The sequence below is a fragment of the Desulfovibrio desulfuricans genome (assembly GCF_024460775.1).
GTDB classification, from domain to species: domain Bacteria; phylum Desulfobacterota; class Desulfovibrionia; order Desulfovibrionales; family Desulfovibrionaceae; genus Desulfovibrio; species Desulfovibrio desulfuricans_E.
The window spans coordinates 129,830-150,447 of the sequence record NZ_JANFYZ010000004.1 but is presented as its reverse complement, the minus strand read 5'-3'; the positions used below and the strand labels follow the sequence as shown (position 1 = coordinate 150,447).

Here is a 20,618-nt window from a genome sequence, read left to right as displayed (position 1 = left end):
TTCGCCCCTCGCTCAACGCCCCAGCGATTGCAAACAGGCCCGCGCGGGGCTAAACTTCGGCTGTCAGCGCCGCCTTGCGTTTTGCAGGGCGACCCGCCGCATCAAATCCTTCGGATGTTTCGCCATGCTCACCCTTGTTCTGGCCGTTGTCATTGCTGTTGCCGTTTCCTTTACCTGTTCGCTGCTTGAGACGGTGCTGTATTCCCTTTCGTGGTCAACCATCGAGCGGCTGCGCAAGTCCGGGAGCAAGTCCGGCGAGCTGCTGTACGCCCTGCGCACCCAGGTGGACAAACCCATTGCCGCCATCCTCACGCTCAACACCATTGCCAACACCGCCGGGGCCACGGTGGCGGGCGCGGCCTTTCTGGCCGTGTACGGGCCGGAATACATGTCGATTTTTGCCGTGGGCTTTACGGTGTTGATTCTGACAATGGGCGAAATCCTGCCCAAGAATCTGGGCGTGACTAAGGCGGAGCCGCTCGGCGTAATGCTCGCCCGCCCGCTTGCCATCATGGTCAAGCTCATGTCGCCCCTGCTGTGGGTTACGAGCATGATAACGCGGCTTGTGTCCCCGCCGTCCGCTGGCCCGGTCATCTCCGAGGACGACATCCGCGCCGTAACGAGCCTTTCGCGTCAGGCGGGGCGCATCAAACCTTATGAAGAAGCCTTTATCCGCAACGTGCTGGCGCTGGACCAAAAGCGTGTGCGCGAGATCATGACCCCCCGCACGGTGGTTTTTGAGCTGCCGGACGACCTCACCGTGGAGCAGGCCTATACAGACCAGCGCACCTGGCATTTCAGCCGCATACCCGTGTACGGCGACAATAACGAAGACATCGTGGGCGTGGTGGAGCGCCGCACCCTGGGCCGCTGCATAAACGAGGGCCGCAAGGATGTGACCCTCGGCAAGATCATGCGCCCGGCGCACTTTATCCTTGAGAACCAGACGCTTGATGTGCTGCTGCACGATCTGCTCAAGGCCCGTGTGCATCTTTTTGTGGTGCTGGATGAATACGGTGGGCTTGCTGGCGTGGTGTCGCTGGAAGACGTGCTGGAAGAAATCCTCGGCAGCGAAATTGTGGACGAAAGCGATAATGTGGATGATCTGCGCGCGCTGGCCCGGCAGCGGCGGCGCGAACTGAGCGTGAACCGTCAGGGCTGATCTGTTACCCAGTGCTGCGCCCGCCACGTCCGGCTTGCAAAATCGGCGTGCCGCATTTTCGCGCCATCTGGAGCGGCTTGGGCAGCGAGGAATAATTGTATTATCCCTTGCGGCAGAAATCTTATTGCAGTAGTATGATAAGACGCAGGCCGCATTCTGCCTTGCCTGTGTGCTTATGCGTGCGCTTGTGCGGATGCCGCTCGTGCTTGCCTGTTGATGCAGTCGTGTGCGCCCGCACACAAAGCTTGCAGCAAGTGTGACCGCAATCACAGAACCCGCGCCCCAAGCTGCGTTATACTTCTATTAAAAATAATTCCTATCTTGTCAGCAGGTGTAAAATAGCGTAAGGTTTTGAGCAATCAGGGCCGGGCGGCCCAGGGCAAAAGCCCCAGCCCGGCAGGTTCGGTCTGCGCGCCCCTGCGGCGCAACAGGCCGAAGGTCATGGCCCCTTTCGGGCAGCACCAAACATGACCCAATGTTTCAGGAGAAACGCATGGCCCGCAAAAAAAATACTGGCATCTACATAGCCGCGCTGCTGCTCTTTTTGGGCGGGGTGGGCTATCTTGCATATTCCGGCTTTTCTGAAAACAGCGTGTATTTTCTGAACGTGTCGGAAGCCAAGGCCGCAACGCCCGAAAAACTCGTGGCTGCGCGGCTTTTTGGTACTGTGGCCGAAGACGGCATTGAGAAGCACCGGGGCGCGCCCGGTGTGGATTTTCGCCTTGAAGACAAGGACAACGCCAGCCAGACCATCCAGATAAGCTACTCCGGCGCGGTGCCGGATACCTTCAAGGCTGGCGCGGAAGTTATTGTTGAAGGCGGCATGGGGCCGGAAGGCCGCTTTCAGGCCAAGACGCTCATGACCAAATGCCCCTCCAAATACCAGAAAGAGAACCGCAATAGCTGAGCCTGCTCAGCGGCATTGCCGTTTGCGAGTGCGATTGGCCTGACTGCCCTTCGCCCTGTCAATAGTTGCGGGCCATATGCAGGCCACGGTCGCGGGCTTTCCCTGCAAAGATGGCCGGGTTTCAGTTCAGTGCGCAGAGCCGTAATCGGGCACCCGATGCCCAAACGATAGCAACGCCCCGCCCTGCGGCGGGCCGCCCCCTCAGCGGGATAAAGGAGTCTTATGTACGTTTTTGCCTTTGCCCTTCAACTGGTGGCCCTGCTGGCCGCACTTGGCGGCTGTGGTCTGGCCCTTCTGCAATTGTGGCAAAACCGGGAAGACTCCCTCGCCGTGGTGGAAAAAGCCCACCTCGTTATCAGCGGCGCGCTCTTGCTGGCCTCGGCACTGCTGCTGCACGCCCTGTTCTGGAACGACTTCAGCGTGGCCTACGTTGCCAGCTATACTGACCGCGTACTGCCCGTATTTTACCGCCTCACGGCCTTCTGGGCCGGGCAGCCCGGCTCCATGCTCTTCTGGGCGCTGGCAGTGGGCCTGAGCGGCAGCGCCTTTGCCCTCACGCGGGCCTACAGAAACCTCAGCCGCCCTACGCGCCTGTGGTACTGGAGCTTTTTTTACATCATCATGGGCTTTTTTGCCCTCATCCTCACCAGCTGGAGCAATCCCTTTGTGCTGCAATCGCCTGTTCCGGCAGACGGCAACGGCCTGAACCCCCTGCTCCAGAATCCCGGTATGATCTTTCATCCGCCGTTGCTGTTCCTTGGTTACGGCGGCTTTGCCGTGCCTGCCTGTCTGGCGCTGGCCCAGTGTCTTTCGGGGCAGAGCAGCAGCGAAGGCTCGTGGTTCCGCCTTTCGCGGCCCTTCATCATTCTGGCGTGGCTCTTCCTTACGGCGGGCATCGTGCTTGGTGCATGGTGGGCCTACATGGAGCTTGGCTGGGGCGGCTACTGGGCATGGGATCCAGTCGAAAACGCATCTCTGGTGCCCTGGCTTATCGCCACGGCCTCGCTGCATACCCTGATTGTTGAAGACCGCCGGGGCAAGCTTGGGCGCGTCAACGTTGCCATGATGGTGCTCACCACGGTTTCGGCCTTTTTTGCCACCTACCTCGTGCGCAGCGGCGTTATTGACTCCGTGCACGCCTTTGGCGACGGCAGCGTGGGGACGCCCCTGACCATCTTTGTGCTGGGCGGCCTTGTCATTGCCCTGTGGATTCCCTTTGCCACGCCCAAAACCGGCAAACCCCTTGCCGGGCTTGAAAGCCGCGAGGGCTTTCTGACCCTTGTGGCCTGGGTGCTGCTGGCGCTTGCCGTGATTATTCTGGTTGCCACCATGTGGCCCGTCATCAGCAAGTTGTGGTCTGCCGCGCCGCGCGGCCTTGACGCCCGCTTCTACAACCGCGTGTGCCTGCCCCTCGGCGCGTTGCTGGTGGTGATGATGGCGGCCTGCCCCTGGCTTGGCTGGGGCGGGGGCCTGCGCAACAAAAAGGGCTTTTTTGCCGTGATCGGGGCCTTTGTGGCCAGCGCCGGGGTTATCTGGGCGCTGGGCTACCATCAGCCCACGGCCCTGCTGGGCGCTTCCGCCGCTGTAGCTATCGTGCTTGGGGCCGTCATGCTGCTGGCAGACAAGGCCAACCGCTCGCAGCCTGTCACCATCGGGGCGTTGGGCGCGCACATCGGCATGGCGCTGGTCGCCATCGGCATATCCTTTTCAGGCCCGTACACCACTGACCGCGAAATGATCCTCGCCAAGGGCGAAAGCAGCACCGTGGGCAGCTATACTGCTACCCTGCTCGAACTGGGCGAGGGCCGCCGCGTTGACCATGAATTTATCGCCGCGCGGCTGGAAATCTTCAAGGACGGCAAATCCATAGGCATTGTCGCGCCGGAGCGCCGCCTGTACGACAAGTTCGGCACCATGCAGTTCTCCGAAGTGGACGTGATCCCCGGCCTTGGCAACGAAATCTACGCCTCCCTGCTGGGGCTGGATGAAAGTTCCAGGGTTGTGGTCAAGGTCAGCGTGGAACCGCTGGTCAACTGGCTGTGGATCGGCGGCACCATCATGTGCCTTCTGCCCCTCGCCGGTCTGCGCCGCCGCAAGAATCCCGCGCCGGAGTCGGACAGCGAGAACAGCGCGGCCTAGCCGCAGGAGGCCCTCTTGCTGGAACTTGTGCGCGTTGCCAAGGTCTATGGCGTCAAGGTCGTCTTTAAAGACGTAAGCTGCGCTCTTGCTGCGGGCAGTGTCTCGCTGCTCGTGGGCGGCAACGGCGCGGGCAAGAGCACCCTCATGCGCATTATGGCAGGGCTTTCCCGCCCAAGCGCTGGCGCTGCCAACGTGGCAGATCAGGCCCGCGTGGGCTATCTGGGGCACGCTACCTTTCTGTATCCCGGCCTCACGGCGGTGGAAAATCTGGCCTTCTGGCGCGATGCATACGGCCTCAAGCTGACGCGTGACGACATCATGGCAGGGCTGGCCCGCGTGGGGCTGGAAGCCCATGCCCACGAACGGGCGGGCGTGTTCTCGCGCGGCATGGCCCAGCGCCTCAATCTGGCACGGGTGCTCATGCAGGCCCCGGACGTGCTCCTGCTGGACGAACCCGGCACCGGCCTTGATGTGGCCTCGCTGGCGCTGCTGCGGCGAGAGATTCTTGCAGCGCGGCAACGCGGAGCCTGCGTGGTGCTTATCAGCCACGATCTGGCGGGCGATGCGCCTCTGGCCGACAGGCTGCTGGCGCTGGAACACCGCAAGCTGGCCTATGACGGCTCCCCCGCTGGCTTTGGCGGCTTTGCTCCGGTGGAAACACCGGCAGGCGCTGCCGCAGAGGCTTCTGAACGCGCGCAGGGAGGCCCCGCATGCTGCGCCTGATGTTTGCCATGGCCCGCAAGGATCTGGCCCTGACGCTGGCGCGCGGCAGCGGGCTGGTGCAGGCCTTGCTGCTCGGGCTTTTGCTGCTCTTTGTATTCAGCCTGTCGCAGGGCATTGGCGAGCGCATGGCTCCTCAAGGCGCTGCGGCTGTGTTCTGGATAAGCTCCGCCTTTTGTCAGGTGCTTATTTTCAACCAGCTCTATGCGCTGGAAGAAGTTAACAATTCCCGTCTCGGGCTTTTGCTCTGCCCCGCCCCGGTGCAGGCCGTATGGCTTGGCAAGGGCTGCGCGGGGCTTGCTCTGCTGGTGCTGGCGCAGGTTGTTTTTCTGCCTGCGGCGGTGGTTTTTCTGGGGCAGGAGCTTGGCGGGCCATTGCCCGAGGCTCTGCTGGCCCTTGTGCTGACTGATATCGGCATGTGCGCTCTCGGCTCCCTGCTTGGGGCGCTGGCGCAGGGGCAGGCCGCCCGTGAGTCTTTGCTGAGTATTGTGCTGTTTCCGCTGCTGACGCCGCTTTTGCTGGCGGGAATCAGCGTGGGGGCGCAGGCGCTCGGCGCGCCCAACCCGGATGGCCCGGGGGCGTGGCTCGGCGTTGCCGCCGCCTTTGACGCCGTTTTTCTGGGTGCCGGGCTTTTGCTGTTTGGATACATCTACGCGGGGGACGAGTAATGCCCAAGTGTTCGGCGTTGCCGCAGATTCTGGCCCTGCTGGGGGGCGTTGCCTTTGCCGCCTGTCAGTGGCTTGTGTTTGCCTATGCCCCCGAGGAAGTGACCCTGGGGCTGGCGCAAAAGATATTTTACATCCACCTGCCCATGTCGTGGTGGGCGCTGGTGAGCTTTTTTGTGGTGTTTGGCGCATCTGTGGCCTATCTGTGGCGGCGTAATCCCGCTGCGGACAGGCTGGCTGCCGCCGCCGCAGAAGTGGGCGTGCTGCTGGGCGGCCTTGCGCTGGTCACGGGCATGCTCTGGGCGCGCCGCTCATGGGGCGTGTGGTGGACGTGGGATCCGCGCCTGACCACAACCCTGATCATGTGGTTCGTGTACGCGGGTTATCTGGTTTTGCGCGGGCTTGATCTGCCGCCGCAGCGCCGCAATACGGTGTGCGCCGTGGTGGGCGTGGTGGCCTTTCTGGATGTGCCGCTGGTCTTTATGTCGGCGCGCATCTGGCGGTCAATCCATCCGGCTGTTTTTGGCAGCAAGGGCGGCGGGCTGGAACCTGAAATGCGCGTCACCGTCATGGCCTGCGTGGCCTGTTTTGGTCTGTTGTGGGCGGCCCTTGTGTGGCTGCGCAAGCGTCAGCTTGATCTGCGCGACCGCCTTGACGCGCTGGCGCAGAATCGGCTGAACGCCTGATATTTCGGCCCCTAACTGAAATCATTCACTCCACCCGGAGGAACTATGGATACACTGACATGGGTAATCATGGCCAATGCCGCCGTGTGGATTGGCATTGGCTCGTATATGGCTTTTCTGGCGGCTCGCCAGCGTTCACTGGCCGCGCGCCTTGCCCAGATGGAGATGCTCAACCATGACTGATACGAAAAAAGGCAACCTTTCCGCCCGTATCCTCATTATCGCGCTGGCTGTTGCGCTGGCTGTGATGCTTGGGGCCTCGCTCAAGGCGCGGTTCCAGAATCCCCACCTTACAGTGGCGGCCCGTCAACAGCAGGGAATGGGCGGGGGTGAAGCTGGCGAAGACGCCCAGACCGTGGGCAAGCTCATGCGTCAGGTGGCGGAAAATCCGCAGGATCTTGGCGCGCTTATTCACCTGATCGAGCATCTTGTGACCGCGCAGAACTGGGACGCGGCAGAAACCTTTGCCCAGCGTGCCGTGACCATGGACGTGAGCAATCCCAAGCCCCTGTATCTGCTCGGCGTTATCCAGCACAATCAAGGTCGCCACAAGGAAGCCGCTGAGGCCCTTGAGCAGGTCGTGAAGATCAAGGATGAGGCCTCCGTGCGCTACAGCCTCGGCGTGCTGTACATCTATTTTCTTGAAGATCCCAAGCGCGGCGCGGAACATTTGCGCGCGGGGTTGACCGACGCCACCGCCAGCGAGGAACTCAAGGCCGCCATCAAGCAGGAGCTGGAAAAGGTCCCCGCTGTGGAAGAAGCCCAGCCTGCCGCCGTCAAGCCCGATGCCAAGGCAGACGCCAAGGCGGACAAGAAAGCTGACAAAAAGACAGACAAGAAAGCCGCCAAGTAAGCAGCTCTCTTTCAGCATATTACGTAAAAAGGCCTCTGTGGATTCCCACAGAGGCCTTTTGGTGTTTTGAATACGAGATAGGAGAATAAAAAATTTAGGGGGAGGGGGTACGGGGGAGGAGACCCTTTTTAAAAGGGTCCCTCCCCCGCAAAACTCTCGCCTAGCTGTTGTAGAAATTGATCAGGCAGCCATCGAGGATGATCTTGCGTTCATCGCTGGTCAGTTCCTTGAGTGCGAGGCTGATCTGCTGGGCCTGCCCGCCTTCGCTGGCAACGTAGCCGGTGAAGGTGGGGTCGGCGTTCTGTACGGCGCTGCGCACGTTGGGCACCACAAGCCAGTCGCCGACTTTCAGGCTGTTGGCCAGCGAGGGATCAACGATAAAGGGCAGCATGCCCCAGTTGATAAGGTTGGAGCGGTAACGCTTGGTGGCGTATTCTACAGCCATATTGGCCCAGCCGCCCAGCACCTTCTGGCAGGAGGCCGCCTGTTCGCGGGCAGAGCCGTCGCCGGGCTTTACGGCAAAGATTGTGGAGCCAAGGCCCACCTGCTTGAGGTCGGCTGCGCCCTGCAATACATCAAGGCCGCACACGGCAAAGAGCCCGCGCGCCTTGGCAAGCAGTTCCGCATCGGCGGGATTGGCGAGGCGGGCGGCTTCCATGGCATTCACAGCCTTGGCGCGGCCCACATAGCCGGGGTCTTTGCGCGAAAGCGTGTATTCCGCCAGTTTGAGCGGGTTGGAGCGCAGGGAAGAAGTTTCGCCGGAGGGAATCAGCTCGTCCGTGGTGGTGACGGGGTCTGTGATCACGCTCACCACCTGCAGGAGCAGATGTTCTGGCAGAGGGCTCATGCTCGGCCAGTCGGCAATGTTGGGGCCGCGCACGAGCTGGGTTTCTGGTTCCGCCTTGCCAAAGCCGTTGTACACGCGGCTGTGGTAGATGAGCGGCTCAAAAGTATAGGAAAGATCAACATTGGCCAGCGCGGGCGCAGACCAGTCAAGCTCGGTCGCCGGGGTAAGGCGGCCGCCGTTGGCCGCAGTGGCGGCGATGGAGCGGGCGTCCATGAGGGCCACCGTGGAGACCTGCCCGTTGGAAGGCTTGGAGCCTTCGCGGTTGGGGAAGTTGCGGGTGGTGTGGCGGATGGAAAGCGCGCCGTGGGCCGGGGTGTCGCCCGCGCCGAAACAGGGGCCGCAGAAGGCCGTCTTCATCACAGCGCCTGCGAGCATGAGCTTGGCGGTTGCGCCGTTTTTGACGAGCGCAAGGCCTTGCGGTTCGCTGGCGGGGTACACGGCCAGATTGAAGGCCTGATTGCCCGTGGATTTGCCGTCCAGAATGGCGGCGGCCAGAGCGATGTTTTCAAAATTGCCGCCCGCGCAGCCAGCAATAATGCCCTGATCCACCCACACGCCGCCATCGCGCACCTTGGCGCGCATGTTCAGGCCCTTGGCCGCATCGCCAAACTGGCGCAGGGCTTCGGCTTCCACTTCGGCCAGCAGTTCGGCCCCGTGCTTGGCAACTTCGGCCACGGGGTACACGTTGCTGGGGTGGAAGGGCAGGGCGATCATGGGCACAATCCTGCTCAGATCAACGCGGATAAGGCCATCGTAACAGGCCGGGCCTTCAAGCCGCAGTTCGGCGTAGTCGCCCGCGCGGCCATGCATGGCCATGTAGTCGCGCACCTTTTCGTCCGTGGTCCAGATGGACGACAGGCAGGTGGTTTCTGTAGTCATGACGTCAATGCCGCAGCGGTATTCCACAGAAAGACCCGCTACGCCGGGGCCCATGAATTCCATGACCTTGTTCTTCACAAAGCCGTTTTTGAACACCGCGCCAATGATGGCAAGGGCCACGTCCTGCGGGCCAACGCCGGGGCGGGGCGCGCCTTCAAGCCAGACCACAACCTTTTGCGGATTGGTCACATCGTAGGTTTTGCCAAGCAGCTGCTTGACCAGTTCCGGCCCGCCTTCGCCAATGGCCATGACGCCCAGCGCCCCGTAGCGGGTGTGGCTGTCTGAGCCAAGGATCATACCGCCGCACCTGGTCATCATTTCGCGCACATACTGGTGGATAACCGCCAGATGCGGGGGCACGAAAATGCCGCCGTACTTGCGCGCTGCAGAAAGACCAAAGAGGTGGTCGTCTTCATTGATGGTGCCGCCCACGGCGCACAGGCTGTTGTGGCAGTTGGTCAGCGCGTAAGGGACGGGAAATTCCTTGAGGCCGCTGGCGCGGGCCGTCTGCACGATACCAACATAGGTGATGTCGTGCGAGGCCATGGCGTCAAAACGGATGCGCAGCACGTTGTCGTCCGTGCCGGTATTGTGCGCCGCCAGAATGCGGGCGGAAAGGCTGTTTTTGCGGGCGGATTCAATGTCCACGCCCTTGGCGCGGGCTTCTTCAGCCATGCGTATGCCGTTGGCGTCAATCACCACAGAACTGTTCACTATTTCGATCATGGCAGACCTTCAGGGGTTTGCGGGTCGCTGGCGCGACGCGGGTTAGCGAGCTTGCGCCGTGGCCAGTTTGAGGCCAAAGGCTATGAACACAAGGCCCGTGCAGCGCTGCATCCACTTCTGGAAGCGGCTGTTCTCAAAGATATGCCGGATGCGGCCCAACATATAGGCCAGCGGTACATACCAGAACAGACACAAGCCAGACATGATGCTGCCCAGGGTGAGAAACTGCGGGGCAAGCGGTGCGTGGGGATCCATGAACTGGGGGAGAAAGGTCAGAAAAATCAGTACGGCCTTGGGGTTCAGCACGTTGGTCAGAAATCCCTGGCCGAAGAAGTGCAGCCATTGGCGCAAGGTCAGGCGCTGCGACGCGCGGGGCGCATCAGGCTCCTGGGCGGTTTTGACCACAGTCGCACTTAACGGCTGCCCAGCACGTTGTCCGGCGCGTATGGCCTGAATGCCCAGCCAGACCAGATAGGCCGCCCCCACATATTTGAGGATGCTGAACCACAGCACGGACTGCGCGATGATGGCCGAAATGCCCAGCATGGCCGCCGTGGTGTGCACACAGATGCCAAGGGCCACGCCCACAGCGGCGGCCTGCCCTTGTGGACGCCCATTCATGAGTGAAATTTTGGCGATGAGTGCAAAATCCGGCCCCGGCAACATCACCAGAATGGCGGCCATGGGCACAAAGATCAGCAGAGTATCCAGCGAGATCATGGTGCAGTCCTTCATTCAAACCAGAGCAGGGGGGAGAAAAGGAGTGCCTTGCGGTTGCGCCCTCAGCCGGTTGACCTCCAGGCAGAGCCGTAAAACACTCCTTTTCTCCTCTTGCTACTAAAGACATATCAGCGGCAGCCACGCCACACCCTATGCCGTTGCGGGCAGGGTGTCGGGGCCAGCGCTGCGCATGCTACAGATTCGCGCCGATGATGTCGCCGAATTCCACGCAGCCCACAGTGCGCGAACCGGGCACCTGAGCGGCCAGGTCTTCAGTCACGGCCTTGGCGGCAATGGCCTTGCTCACGGCATTGCGGATGCGCTCGGCTGCCTTGGGCACGCCGATGTGTTCAAGCATCAGCGCACCGCACAAAATGACGCTGCCGGGGTTGGCCTTGTCCTTGCCCGCAATGGTGGGGGCAGTGCCGTGGGTGGCTTCGTAAAAGGCCAGGGTGTCCGACATGTTGACGCCGGGGGCCAGCCCAAGGCCGCCCACCTGCGCTGCCAGCGCGTCAGAGATGTAGTCGCCGTTGAGGTTGGGCGTGGCGAGAATCTGGTACTGCTCGGGGCGCAGCAGCGCCTCCTGAAACATGGCGTCGGCAATGCGGTCTTTGACCACCAGACGGCCAGCCACGGGTTCCTTTTCCGTGCAGGTCAGGTCGCCAAATTCCTGCGCGGCCACATCGTAGCCCCACTGACGGAAGGCGCCTTCGGTGAACTTCATGATATTGCCCTTGTGCACAAGGGTGAGGCTCTGCTGCTTCTGGTCCAGGGCAAAGCGCAGGGCGCGTCGTACAAGGCGCTTGGAGCCAGCCTCTGTCATGGGCTTGATGCCCACGGCGGCGGCATCGCCCACTTTGTTCACGCCCAGTTCTTCGCGCAAAAAGGTAATGAGCTTGCGGGCCTCGGGGGTCCCCGCGGCAAATTCCACACCGGCGTATACGTCTTCGGTGTTTTCGCGGAAAATGACCATGTTGACGCGCTCGGGGTGTTTGACGGGCGTTTCAAGCCCTTCGAAGTGACGCACCGGGCGGATGCAGGCGTAGAGGTCAAGCCCCTGGCGCAGGGCCACGTTGAGGCTGCGGATGCCCGTGCCCACGGGGGTGCCGAGGGGGCCCTTCATGGCAAGTTCTGCGGTGCGCAGGGTCTGCATGGTTTCTTCCGGCAGGGGAGAGCCGGTTTCTTTCACAGCCTTGTCGCCTGCCAGCAGCTCTGTCCACTCCAGATTGATGCCGGTGTTTTCGGCAGCAAGGGCAGCTTCAATGACAGGGCGCGCGGCCTTCCAGATTTCGGGGCCGATGCCGTCGCCTTCGATCCAGTAGATTCTCTTGTTCATGGAATTTCCTTACCTTAGTCGTTGTCGCTGTCGTCTGCTGCGGCCACTTCCTGCTGGAGTGCGCGCGCGCGTTTGAGAAGCTGTTCAAGCTGGATGTCCACGCCAATGACGCCCACGATGTTGTCCTTGTCATCAGTCACCGCGCATGAAACGGTGATGATGAGCTTGCTCGTGAAGTGCGACTGGTACACATCCATGATGTGCAGGTCGCCGGTTTTCATGGGCATCTTGAACCATTCGCGCTCCGAAAAATCGTAGCCGATGGGCAGTGCCTCGTAGGTTTCCCGGTACACCGGGTCGGTAATGGCCGAGCAGCGCAGCTTGCCCTGATCGTCTGTGAGGTAGCAGTACTGGATAAAGGGATATTCGCGTACAAATTCATCAAGCCGCGCGCAGGCATGCTTGTTGAGATCCAGCAGATCCTTGCTGCGGGCAAGGCGGATGATGATGTTGGCCGAAAGTTCGCCAGCAAGCTGCTTCATGTGGTCGTATTCGGAGGCGAAGAGCTCGGGCATGAAGCGCTGCACCAGAGCTTCCATTTCTTCGTGCGAGAAGCTGGTGGTGCGGCCCGTTTCTTCGTACACGGCCATGATGGCGTCGTATATCTGGCCCACGGCAGGGTGCTTTTTGGAGACCTGCTGGTCGTTGGGCAGATTGAGGTTGGCGTTGATCCAGTAGGCAACGCCAGCGCGGCCCGTTTTGTCGGTAATGATGATGGGCACCGGGCGGCCAAGCAGATGCTTGGTGTCGAAGATATTGTATATCTCTTCGTTCTTGGCCAGGCCGTCGGCATGCACGCCCGCGCTGGTGGCGTTGAAATCGCGGCCCACAAAAGGATAGTTGTGGGGGATGCGGTAGTGCAGTTCTTTTTCAAAGAATTCGGCAACTTCGCTCAGAATTGTGGTGTCTGCGGCGGCATCGTCGCCCGTAAGCGAAATGTATTCCACCAGCAGGGCTTCCAGCGGGGTGTTGCCCGTGCGCTCGCCAAAGCCGAACAGAGTGCCGTTGACCGCGCCGCAGCCATAGAGCCATGCGGTAACGCCGTTGACCAGCACCTTGTGGAAGTCGTTGTGTCCGTGCCACTCAAGCCACTGACCGGGGACGCCGGCCTCGTCCGTAAAGCAGCGCACAATGCGCTGCACCGAGCGGGGCAGCGCCGCGCCGGGGTAGGGAACGCCGTAGCCCATGGTGTCGCACAGACGGATTTTGACCGGCATGCCGCTCTCGCGCGAAAGCTCCATGAGCCGCTGGGCCAGGGGCAGGCAGAAGCCGTAAATATCGGCTCTGGTCACGTCTTCAAAGTGGCAGCGGGGGATGATGCCCCATTCCAGCGCCTGCTCGGCCATGCCCACATACATGTCCATGGCCTGCTGGCGGGTTTTGCCCAGCTTGAGAAAAATATGGTAGTCCGACACGCTGGTGAGCATGCCGGTCTCGTCAAATTCCATGTCGCGCGCTAGCTTGAGGTCGTCCTTGGTGGCGCGTATCCAGGCGGTTACGCGCGGAAAGCGGTAGCCTCTGGCGCGGCATACATCGATGCACTTGCGGTCTTTGGCCGAGTACAGAAAAAATTCCGAAGCCGTGATGAGTCCGGTTTTTCCGCCGAGTCGGTGCAGAAAATCGAACATCTTTGCCACTTGCTTGACCGTATAGGGGGGGCGGGCCTGCTGGCCGTCGCGAAAGGTCGTGTCGGTAATGCGCATCTGATCTGCCGGCCGGGGGGACAGCAGAACCTCGTCAAACGAGGTGCGGCAAACGCTGGTGTAAGGGAAAAGCTCACGGTAGAGCTGCGGTTTTTCCGGCTCCTGCATGACCAGGGTACGGCTGCCTCCAGTTTGGTGAATAATGTTGCTCATTGGGTGTCCGCCCTGCTCGCGCTATGCGAGTGGTAAAAATTGTTGCCGTAAGCCGCTAATATAGCGGTTTACAGCCCTTGCGTCCAGTATGTCTGGCGCTGCGCCCCCGGCGGCACTTGCCAGAAGGCCAAAAATAAAGGAATGTCTTTGGCTGCAAGCGCGACGGTCTATGGGAGAGCGGACGCGCTTTTTCTGAAGGAGCGGGCATGTCTGATTGTGTGCGCTACCCGGCGCCGGGTTGCGTGGTGGAATATATGGAAGGCAATGCCGTGCAGATTGCCCTGGTCACTGAAGAGGTCGGGGGCAGGCTGCGGCTGCTGTTGCCCAACAGAAGGGAAACCCGGCTCAATTCTTCGCGCCTGCTGCCCTGGATAGGCCCCATGCACGGGGCGGACATGGGGCGGGAAGACGCAGTGCGCGTGCTTGAAGCGCACAGAAAAACCCGCGAAGACATGGCCGCCCAGATCCCCGTCATGGACGTGTGGGAACTCGCCCAGGGCGAGGTGGAAGCGGCCCCGGCAAGCTGGTTTGCCGAGCTTTTTGAAAGCGACCCCACCACCGATCATATGGCTGCCTATGGCCGCGCCCTGCTGGCCTGCAAAAGTCACTTCCGTTTTCAGCCCCCGGATTTTCAGGTTTTTTCTGCCGACATGGTTGAAAAACGTATGGCCGAGGAGAAAATCCGCCTTGAGCGTGAATCGCTCATTGCAGGCGGAGCCGCCTTTTTGCGCCTTTTGTGGGATGTTGCCTGCCGCAAGCGCGAGCTGCCCCAGCCCCCGCGCGAGGGCGCTGCCCTTGGCGAATGGCCCCCGCAGGAAGTAGCCGAACGCCTTGAAGAAGTCCTTTTTTCCCGCATGATTGATCCTGAAAGTCAGGAGTGGGAAAACATCTGGCGCACCCTGAGCAAGGGCATGCCGGATGTGCCGCATCTGCCCCTGCAACTACTGGTGGCCTGGGGCAAGGTGCCGCCGCACTATAATTTCTGGCTTGACCGCGCGGGCTATGCCTCGGGCGATACATGGTGGCAGGCCTGCGCCGATGAGGTAGAATCCCTTGCCGCCGCTGGGCGCGCCCCCTTGGCGGCCCTTGCCAGAAACGGACAGGAAGGCAGCCTCGATGTCTGCGATCTGCCTTGCATCAGCATAGACAGCGCAACCACGCGCGACGTGGACGATGCCTTTCATGTGGAGGCGGAGGGCGACGGTTGGGCCCTGACCCTCATGCTGGCCTGCCCCTCGCTGTTCTGGAATTTTGGCGGGCCGCTGGACAAGATGGTGCTGCACCGCGGCACCAGCATTTATCTGCCGGAAGGCGACTGCCACATGCTGCCCGAAGTTCTGGGCACCGACGCCTACTCGCTGCTGGCAGGCCAGACGCGTCCCGCACTGAGCGTGCTCGTGCATGTGGCGGCGGACGGCACCCTTGGAGAGTGCGAAATTTCGGTTGTGCAGGTCGGTCTTGCCGCCAACCTGACCTATGTGGACAGCCAGGCCGTGCTTGACGCGCAGGCCGCAGGCGAGCCTCTGCCGCAGAATGCGGCCACGCCCTATGCCGAACAGCTGCGTCTGGGCCTTGAGCTTGCCCGTCAGCGGCAGACCGCCCGCATCGCGGACGGCGCGGTAATTATGGACAGGCCCGACCCTGTGATCCGTCTTGAGGGCGAAGGGGCAGAAGTGCGCGTGGAAGTTGGGCTGGATTATCAGGCCTCGGACGCGCAGATGCTGGTGGCGGAAATGATGATCCTTGCCAGCGCCGCTGTAGCCCAGTGGGCCGCCGATCACGGCGTCGCCATGCTGCACCGCGTGCAGGATGTGGCTCTGCCCAGGGAATACGCGGGCATCTGGACAACGCCCCAGGATATGACACGCATCATGCGCGCGCTCACGCCCTCCGGCCTTGAGGTGCAGGCACGCCCCCACGCGGCTCTCGGGCTTGCGCGTTACACTCCTGTGACCTCGCCGCTCAGGCGTTATCCCGATCTTGTCAACGAAGAACAGTTGGTGCATTTTTTCCGCACAGGCGCGCCGCGCTGGACAGAAACCGAGCTGACAGACCTGCTCAACGTGCTTTCGCCAGCGCTGGATGCGGCGGGCCAGGTGCAGCGCTTCCGCCCGCGCTACTGGAAGCTGCTTTTCTTCCGCCAGAAGGGCGACAAGGTCTGGTGGAACGGCGTCATCACTGAAGAAAACGATGCTTTTATTACCGTGAGCCTGCCCGATCAGGGTATGTTTGTGCGCGGTAAAAGGCGGCTTTTTGACGAGCGCTCGCACCCCGGCCTTGCCGTGGATGTGCGTATCGGCAAGGTGCAGCCTCTGTACAATGAAATCATGATTCTGGAAGCGGTTACGGCGGGCTAGACCGGTCTTTCGCTTCCGTCGGGCAGCATCCCGATCCGGCATGCGCGCCAGCAGCCACTTACGCTGCCATGCCATGGTGTTTTTAGGGGACTGTTTGGGGTTGCGGGCATATCTGCCCGTATTTTCAGAGGCTTGCAGCGGAGAATTATATGCTGGAAGTATTGTGGATTGCTCTGGCCTATGTGCTTGGTTCCGTGCCGTGGGGCCTTGTTATCGCCAAGACCTTTTGCCGTCTTGACCCGCGCGAGAGCGGCAGCCGCAACACCGGGGCCACCAATGTGGCGCGTCTGTGCGGCTTTGGCTGGGGTGTGGCAACCCTTGCGTGCGACGTCTGCAAGGGCGCGCTGCCGGTGTGGCTTGCGTTCCGCATCAATCCCTCGCCCGTATTTGTCAGCGTAGTGGGCTTGGCCTGCGTGCTTGGGCATGTGTTTTCCTGCTTCATGAAGTTCAAGGGCGGCAAGGCTGTTGCCACCAGCATAGGCGTGTTCATGCCCCTGGCTTTCTGGCAGTTGCTGGCAGCTTCTGCCCTGTGCTGTCTGATCATCTGGCGCAGCGGCTTTGTTTCGCTGGGTTCCCTGAGCCTCGTTGCCGCGCTGGTTGTGGCTTTGGCGGTTACAGGCCAATGGGTGTGGCTGCCTCTTTCCCTGTGCGTGCTGGCCGTGGTGGTCTGGAAGCACAAGGAAAATATCGCGCGCTTGCGCGCAGGTACCGAAAAAAGCTGGCTCAAGGGCAAGCATTCGGAAAAACAGGAAGACAAGGGATAGCCCCCGGCTTCCCGTAGATTTCGGCAATGCTGCGGCCTGCTGTGCCGCCATTGTCAGAGCCACAAGCGCCCCTGGCCGCAAAATGTTTTTGTGAACCGGGGGTGAGGATGGGGATTGCAAAGCCCCTTCCTGATGCAATTATCAAGGAGTTTCTCTCATGGCGCATGCGGATTTTCCGGCCTATCGCGGCCGCATGGAGTATGTTTGTCTTGACTGCGGCGCGCGTCATCCCGGCGACAGCCTGCTATACACCTGCCCGCAGTGCGGCGGCGTGTTTCTGCTGGAAAACCTGGATTTCGACAAACTGAAAGAACGCAGCGGCGCAGAGTGGCGCGAGCTTTTCGATGCCCGCTCCGCCAGCCGCAGCACCGCGCTTCGGGGGATATTCCGTTTTTATGAGCTGCTTGCTCCCCTGCTGGACGAAGACGATATCGTGTATCTGGGCGAAGGCATCACGCCGATTATTGAAGCGGCCCCGGCCCTGCGTGACCGCGTGGGCGTGCCCTTTGCCTACAAGAACGACGGTCAGAACCCCAGCGCGTCCTTCAAGGATCGCGGCATGGCCTGCGCGTTCAGCTACCTCAAGTGGCTGTGCCGCCGCAACAAGTGGGACGAAGTGCTGACCGTGTGCGCCTCCACTGGCGACACCTCGGCGGCGGCGGCCCTTTATGCCTCATACGTGGGCGCGCCCCTCAAGAGCGTGGTGCTTCTGCCCCACGGCAAGGTGACGCCCCAGCAGCTTTCGCAGCCCTTGGGCAGCGGAGCAACCGTGCTTGAACTGCCCGGCGTGTTTGACGACTGCATGAAGGTGGTTGAACTGCTGGCCGAAAATTATCGCGTGGCCCTGCTCAATTCCAAGAACAGCTGGCGCATCCTCGGGCAGGAATCCTACGCGTATGAAACAGCCCAGTGGTACGGCTGGGACATGACTGATCTCTGCCTCTTTGTGCCCATCGGCAATGCGGGCAACATCACGGCCATCATGTGCGGCTTCCTGAAAATGCTTGAGCTCGGCATCATCACCTCGCTGCCCCGCGTGTTTGGCGTGCAGTCCGAGCATGCCGACCCGGTGTGGCGCTATTATGATGCCCCCAAGGATGCCCGCCACTGGCAGCCCGTGACCGTCACGCCCAGCGTGGCGCAGGCCGCCATGATCGGTAATCCCGTTTCCTTCCCGCGAGTGCGCAAACTGGCGGAGATGTTTATCGAAAAGGGCGGCGAAGGGGCCTTTCAGGTGGTGCGCGTGACTGAGCAGCAGATTATGGATGCCATGATTGTTGCCAACCGTCACGGCCACATTGCCTGCACCCAGGGCGGCGAATGCCTTGCGGGTCTCATGAACGCCAAGGCCCTTGGCCTGATCAGCAACAAAGAGCATGCCGTGCTTGACGCAACGGCCCATGCCCTCAAGTTCGCAGGTTTTCAGGACATGTATTTCAACGATTCCTTCCCGGCGGAGTACGGCGTCACGCCCGACAAGAGCCTGGCCAACAAGCCGGAACTGCTCCTGCCCGAAAGCGCCCGCAAGGGGCGCGAAGTGGCCGAATTTGCCCGCATGGGGGCGGATGCCGTGGCAGATCGACTTTCTTTACAAAAAAAGTAAAGTTTATATTATAGAAGCCGATAATCAAAGAAGCGGCAGCGCAGGTCTGTTGCGCTGCCGCTTCTTTTTTGCTGTGCGGCAATACCGTGCCAGCGCAGGGGAAGCAGCGTTGATGGCATTATGCGGATAACAGCCACGCTGCGGCCTGTCTTGGCGTGTCCCCATGGAAAATTATCGACCTTCAGAAATGAGGGGGATGCCGCATATGAAATGTTATGAATCAAGGTGTTCAGGTGACTAGTTTTATTACGTAAAGGAAGCTGTTATGTTTTCACGCAGTATCAGAACTGCCATGTTGCTGGTCATCAGCATTGTGGTACTGGCGGTGCAGTCGGCTCTGGTTGTTGTCGTAACGCGCATGGGGGATGAGGCGAACCTTAAGGCAAGCACTCACGAAATGGATCTCACCGCGGACACGGTAAGCAAATCTCTGGGCGATTTTGGAACCCAGCTCAGCATGTTCATCAACGGTGTCTCCAAACCGCCGCGACTGCGTGAATTCCTGCTCACGGGCGAAGACAAAAAAGGCGCGGAGGTATTTCTTGCTGCCATGTCCAAAGCAGCGCCTGAAATCAACACAATTTACCTCTTTGACACCGCCGGAAAACAGCTCATTACCTATGCGCAAGGGCAGCCCGGCAAGCTCAGCGACCTTGCCGACCGCGAATACATCAAGGCGGCCCTGGCCAACAAGCCGGGCTTCAGTTCCGCACCTACAAAAAGTATAGCCACAGGCAAGCTTATCGTCAGCGTAACCGCACCCATCCTTGACGATAAAGGCAAGGTCGTGGGCGGCGTGGGCATGTCATACGACATTGACAGCCTGACAAAAAATCTCAAGGCAATCAGTATTGGCAAGACGGGCCGCGTCATTGTTGTTTCGCCCCAGGGCGTTGTGATCAGCCACGTAAACAGCGATTACATCCTCAAGAATATGGCTGGTGAACCGGGCGTCAGCGATATGGTCAAGGTTGATTCCGGCAGCGGCGTGGAATTTATGCGTGAAGGCGAAAAGCGCATGCTGGCCTGGGATGTGGCTCCCAACTGGAACTGGCGCGTAGGCGTGACCATGGCCCTTGATGAAATAGAAGCTCCGGCCCGCGAGCAGCGCAACGTCATGCTGGTGCTCGGCTTTGTTACTATCTTGGCATTGGTAGGCATTTGCCTGTTTGCGCTGGACAAAGTGGTTGTGCGCCCCTTGCGGCAGTTGCAGACTTTTGCTTCAGACGTAGCGGACGGTAATCTTGAATCTTCTTTGACAATCGACCTGCGCAATGAAATCGGCAAATTGGCAGACAGCCTGCGGAGTATGGTGAGCAGCCTCAAGGCCAAGATAGCCGAGGCCGATGAGAAAAGCCGTCTGGCTCAGGAAGAATCTGAACGCGCAGCCAGCGCAACAAAAGAGGCCGAAGCCGCGCGCATGGCCGCCGAACAGGCCAAGGCCGATGGCATGCTGCATGCCGCCACCAAGCTTGAAGGCGTTGTGGAAGCCGTAACCACCGCTTCGGAAGAACTCTCGGCCCAGGTGGAACAGGCCAGCCGCGGTGCTGAAAGCCAGACTGTCCGTGTGGGTGAAACAGCCACCGCCATGGAAGAAATGAACGCCACTGTGCTTGAAGTGGCGCGCAACGCCGGGCAGGCTGCGGAATCCGCAAAAACTGCCAAGAGCAAGGCTGAAAGCGGCGCCGATGTGGTAGCCCGCGTGGTGAAGGACATCAGCCGCATCCAGACCAGCGCCGTGGAACTGAAAACGGAAATGACCTCCCTCGGCAAGCAGGCCGAGAGTACGGGGCAGATCCTCGGCGTTATTTCAGACATTGCCGACCAGACGAATCTGCTGGCCCTCAATGCGGCCATTGAAGCCGCGCGCGCTGGCGAAGCCGGGCGAGGATTTGCCGTGGTTGCAGATGAAGTGCGCAAACTGGCGGAAAAAACCATGACCGCCACCAAGGAAGTGGGCGACGCCATCCGCGATATCCAGAACGGCACCCGCAAAAACGTGGGCAATGTGGAACAGGTTGTGGGCATGATTGACACCGCCACCACGCTTGCAAGCACCTCGGGCGAGGCCCTGAATGAAATTGTGGAGCTGGTGGACGCCACAGCCCAACAGGTGCAGTCCATCGCAACAGCTGCAGAAGAACAGTCCTCCACCAGCGAGGAGATCAACCGCTCCATTGAGGACGTGAACCGTATCTCGCTCGAAACCAGTTCCGCCATGCAGCATTCTGCCGGGGCGGTTTCAGACATGGCCCAGCAAGCCCAGGTGCTGCGCGGACTTATCAGCAGTATGAAGTCCGGAAACTAGCCAGTGATGATGGAAAACAGTGGCAGGTACGCCATAACATGCTGAACTTGTAGTTGAAGTATTCTAAAATCAGGCCTTGCTACCTGACTG

16 protein-coding genes are annotated in these 20,618 nt (G+C 60.7%); 12 read left to right on the top strand and 4 right to left on the bottom strand.

Annotated elements, in window-relative coordinates:
- Window positions 1-124: 124 nt before the first annotated feature.
- From NE637_RS06470 to NE637_RS06435, 8 genes are all read left to right on the top strand, one after another.
- A complete protein-coding gene (locus NE637_RS06470) occupies window positions 125-1,162 on the top strand; it encodes a hemolysin family protein (RefSeq protein ID WP_227118422.1) in 1,038 nt (345 codons plus the stop codon).
- A 493-nt stretch (window positions 1,163-1,655) separates the two neighbouring features.
- Complete coding sequence (locus tag NE637_RS06465; protein ID WP_192113476.1) at window positions 1,656-2,069, top strand: cytochrome c maturation protein CcmE; 414 nt, start codon at window positions 1,656-1,658, stop codon at window positions 2,067-2,069.
- Between the two features lie 222 nt (window positions 2,070-2,291).
- A complete protein-coding gene (locus NE637_RS06460) occupies window positions 2,292-4,208 on the top strand; it encodes a heme lyase CcmF/NrfE family subunit (RefSeq protein WP_227118423.1) in 1,917 nt (638 codons plus the stop codon).
- A gap of 15 nt (window positions 4,209-4,223) precedes the next feature.
- Window positions 4,224-4,931, top strand: a complete 708-nt coding sequence (locus NE637_RS06455) for an ABC transporter ATP-binding protein (RefSeq protein ID WP_227118424.1) — start codon at window positions 4,224-4,226, stop codon at window positions 4,929-4,931.
- Window positions 4,919-5,596: a heme exporter protein CcmB gene (locus tag NE637_RS06450; protein WP_215646926.1), complete on the top strand. Its 678-nt coding sequence runs from the start codon at window positions 4,919-4,921 to the stop codon at window positions 5,594-5,596. The genes NE637_RS06455 and NE637_RS06450 overlap by 13 nt, the downstream gene beginning before the upstream one ends.
- Window positions 5,596-6,279, top strand: coding sequence for a cytochrome c biogenesis protein (locus NE637_RS06445; protein ID WP_215646925.1), 684 nt, complete (start codon window positions 5,596-5,598; stop codon window positions 6,277-6,279). The genes NE637_RS06450 and NE637_RS06445 overlap by 1 nt, the downstream gene beginning before the upstream one ends.
- A gap of 45 nt (window positions 6,280-6,324) precedes the next feature.
- A complete protein-coding gene (locus tag NE637_RS06440; protein ID WP_022659954.1) occupies window positions 6,325-6,462 on the top strand; it encodes a CcmD family protein in 138 nt (45 codons plus the stop codon).
- Window positions 6,455-7,132 (top strand): tetratricopeptide repeat protein, encoded by a 678-nt coding sequence (locus NE637_RS06435; protein WP_227118425.1) that lies wholly within the window; start codon window positions 6,455-6,457, stop codon window positions 7,130-7,132. Before NE637_RS06440 ends, NE637_RS06435 begins: the two co-directional genes overlap by 8 nt.
- Before the next feature lie 160 nt (window positions 7,133-7,292).
- On the opposite strand, the gene NE637_RS06430 is transcribed toward NE637_RS06435, so the two are convergent.
- From NE637_RS06430 to NE637_RS06415, 4 genes are all read right to left on the bottom strand, one after another.
- The gene (locus NE637_RS06430; protein ID WP_227118426.1) at window positions 7,293-9,584 is read right to left on the bottom strand and encodes a hydratase; all 2,292 of its coding nucleotides are present in this window, start codon (window positions 9,582-9,584) and stop codon (window positions 7,293-7,295) included.
- A 42-nt stretch (window positions 9,585-9,626) separates the two neighbouring features.
- Window positions 9,627-10,304 carry a LysE family translocator gene (locus NE637_RS06425; protein ID WP_227118427.1) on the bottom strand — a complete coding sequence of 226 codons (678 nt, stop codon included), beginning with the start codon at window positions 10,302-10,304 and terminating at the stop codon, window positions 9,627-9,629.
- A gap of 193 nt (window positions 10,305-10,497) precedes the next feature.
- On the bottom strand, window positions 10,498-11,640 hold the full coding sequence (gene icd / locus NE637_RS06420; RefSeq protein ID WP_192113483.1) for an NADP-dependent isocitrate dehydrogenase: 1,143 nt from the start codon (window positions 11,638-11,640) through the stop codon (window positions 10,498-10,500).
- 14 nt (window positions 11,641-11,654) lie between these two features.
- Window positions 11,655-13,496: a triose-phosphate isomerase gene (locus NE637_RS06415; protein WP_215646917.1), complete on the bottom strand. Its 1,842-nt coding sequence runs from the start codon at window positions 13,494-13,496 to the stop codon at window positions 11,655-11,657.
- Between the two features lie 206 nt (window positions 13,497-13,702).
- On the opposite strand from NE637_RS06415, the gene NE637_RS06410 reads away from it, so the two are divergent.
- The 4 genes from NE637_RS06410 (at window position 13,703) to NE637_RS06395 (ending at window position 20,528) form a co-directional block, all read left to right on the top strand.
- Window positions 13,703-15,853 carry a ribonuclease catalytic domain-containing protein gene (locus tag NE637_RS06410; RefSeq protein WP_227118428.1) on the top strand — a complete coding sequence of 717 codons (2,151 nt, stop codon included), beginning with the start codon at window positions 13,703-13,705 and terminating at the stop codon, window positions 15,851-15,853.
- Window positions 15,854-16,002: 149 nt separating this feature from the next.
- Window positions 16,003-16,617 carry a glycerol-3-phosphate 1-O-acyltransferase PlsY gene (gene plsY / locus NE637_RS06405; protein ID WP_192113486.1) on the top strand — a complete coding sequence of 205 codons (615 nt, stop codon included), beginning with the start codon at window positions 16,003-16,005 and terminating at the stop codon, window positions 16,615-16,617.
- A 157-nt stretch (window positions 16,618-16,774) separates the two neighbouring features.
- Window positions 16,775-18,220, top strand: coding sequence for a threonine synthase (thrC, locus tag NE637_RS06400; RefSeq protein ID WP_227118429.1), 1,446 nt, complete (start codon window positions 16,775-16,777; stop codon window positions 18,218-18,220).
- A gap of 265 nt (window positions 18,221-18,485) precedes the next feature.
- On the top strand, window positions 18,486-20,528 hold the full coding sequence (locus tag NE637_RS06395) for a methyl-accepting chemotaxis protein (RefSeq protein ID WP_192113488.1): 2,043 nt from the start codon (window positions 18,486-18,488) through the stop codon (window positions 20,526-20,528).
- The last annotated feature ends 90 nt before the right edge of the window (window positions 20,529-20,618 follow it).

Coding starts and splice junctions, on each gene's coding strand:
- plsY (WP_192113486.1), top strand. CDS start 16,003: ATGCTGGAAGTATTGTGGATTGCTCTGGCCTATGTGCTTGGTTCCGTG.
- NE637_RS06440 (WP_022659954.1), top strand. CDS start 6,325: ATGGATACACTGACATGGGTAATCATGGCCAATGCCGCCGTGTGGATT.
- NE637_RS06430 (WP_227118426.1), bottom strand. CDS start 9,584: ATGATCGAAATAGTGAACAGTTCTGTGGTGATTGACGCCAACGGCATA.
- icd (WP_192113483.1), bottom strand. CDS start 11,640: ATGAACAAGAGAATCTACTGGATCGAAGGCGACGGCATCGGCCCCGAA.
- thrC (WP_227118429.1), top strand. CDS start 16,775: ATGGCGCATGCGGATTTTCCGGCCTATCGCGGCCGCATGGAGTATGTT.
- NE637_RS06395 (WP_192113488.1), top strand. CDS start 18,486: ATGTTTTCACGCAGTATCAGAACTGCCATGTTGCTGGTCATCAGCATT.
- NE637_RS06450 (WP_215646926.1), top strand. CDS start 4,919: ATGCTGCGCCTGATGTTTGCCATGGCCCGCAAGGATCTGGCCCTGACG.
- NE637_RS06460 (WP_227118423.1), top strand. CDS start 2,292: ATGTACGTTTTTGCCTTTGCCCTTCAACTGGTGGCCCTGCTGGCCGCA.
- NE637_RS06410 (WP_227118428.1), top strand. CDS start 13,703: ATGTCTGATTGTGTGCGCTACCCGGCGCCGGGTTGCGTGGTGGAATAT.
- NE637_RS06425 (WP_227118427.1), bottom strand. CDS start 10,304: ATGATCTCGCTGGATACTCTGCTGATCTTTGTGCCCATGGCCGCCATT.
- NE637_RS06470 (WP_227118422.1), top strand. CDS start 125: ATGCTCACCCTTGTTCTGGCCGTTGTCATTGCTGTTGCCGTTTCCTTT.
- NE637_RS06415 (WP_215646917.1), bottom strand. CDS start 13,496: ATGAGCAACATTATTCACCAAACTGGAGGCAGCCGTACCCTGGTCATG.
- NE637_RS06435 (WP_227118425.1), top strand. CDS start 6,455: ATGACTGATACGAAAAAAGGCAACCTTTCCGCCCGTATCCTCATTATC.
- NE637_RS06445 (WP_215646925.1), top strand. CDS start 5,596: ATGCCCAAGTGTTCGGCGTTGCCGCAGATTCTGGCCCTGCTGGGGGGC.
- NE637_RS06465 (WP_192113476.1), top strand. CDS start 1,656: ATGGCCCGCAAAAAAAATACTGGCATCTACATAGCCGCGCTGCTGCTC.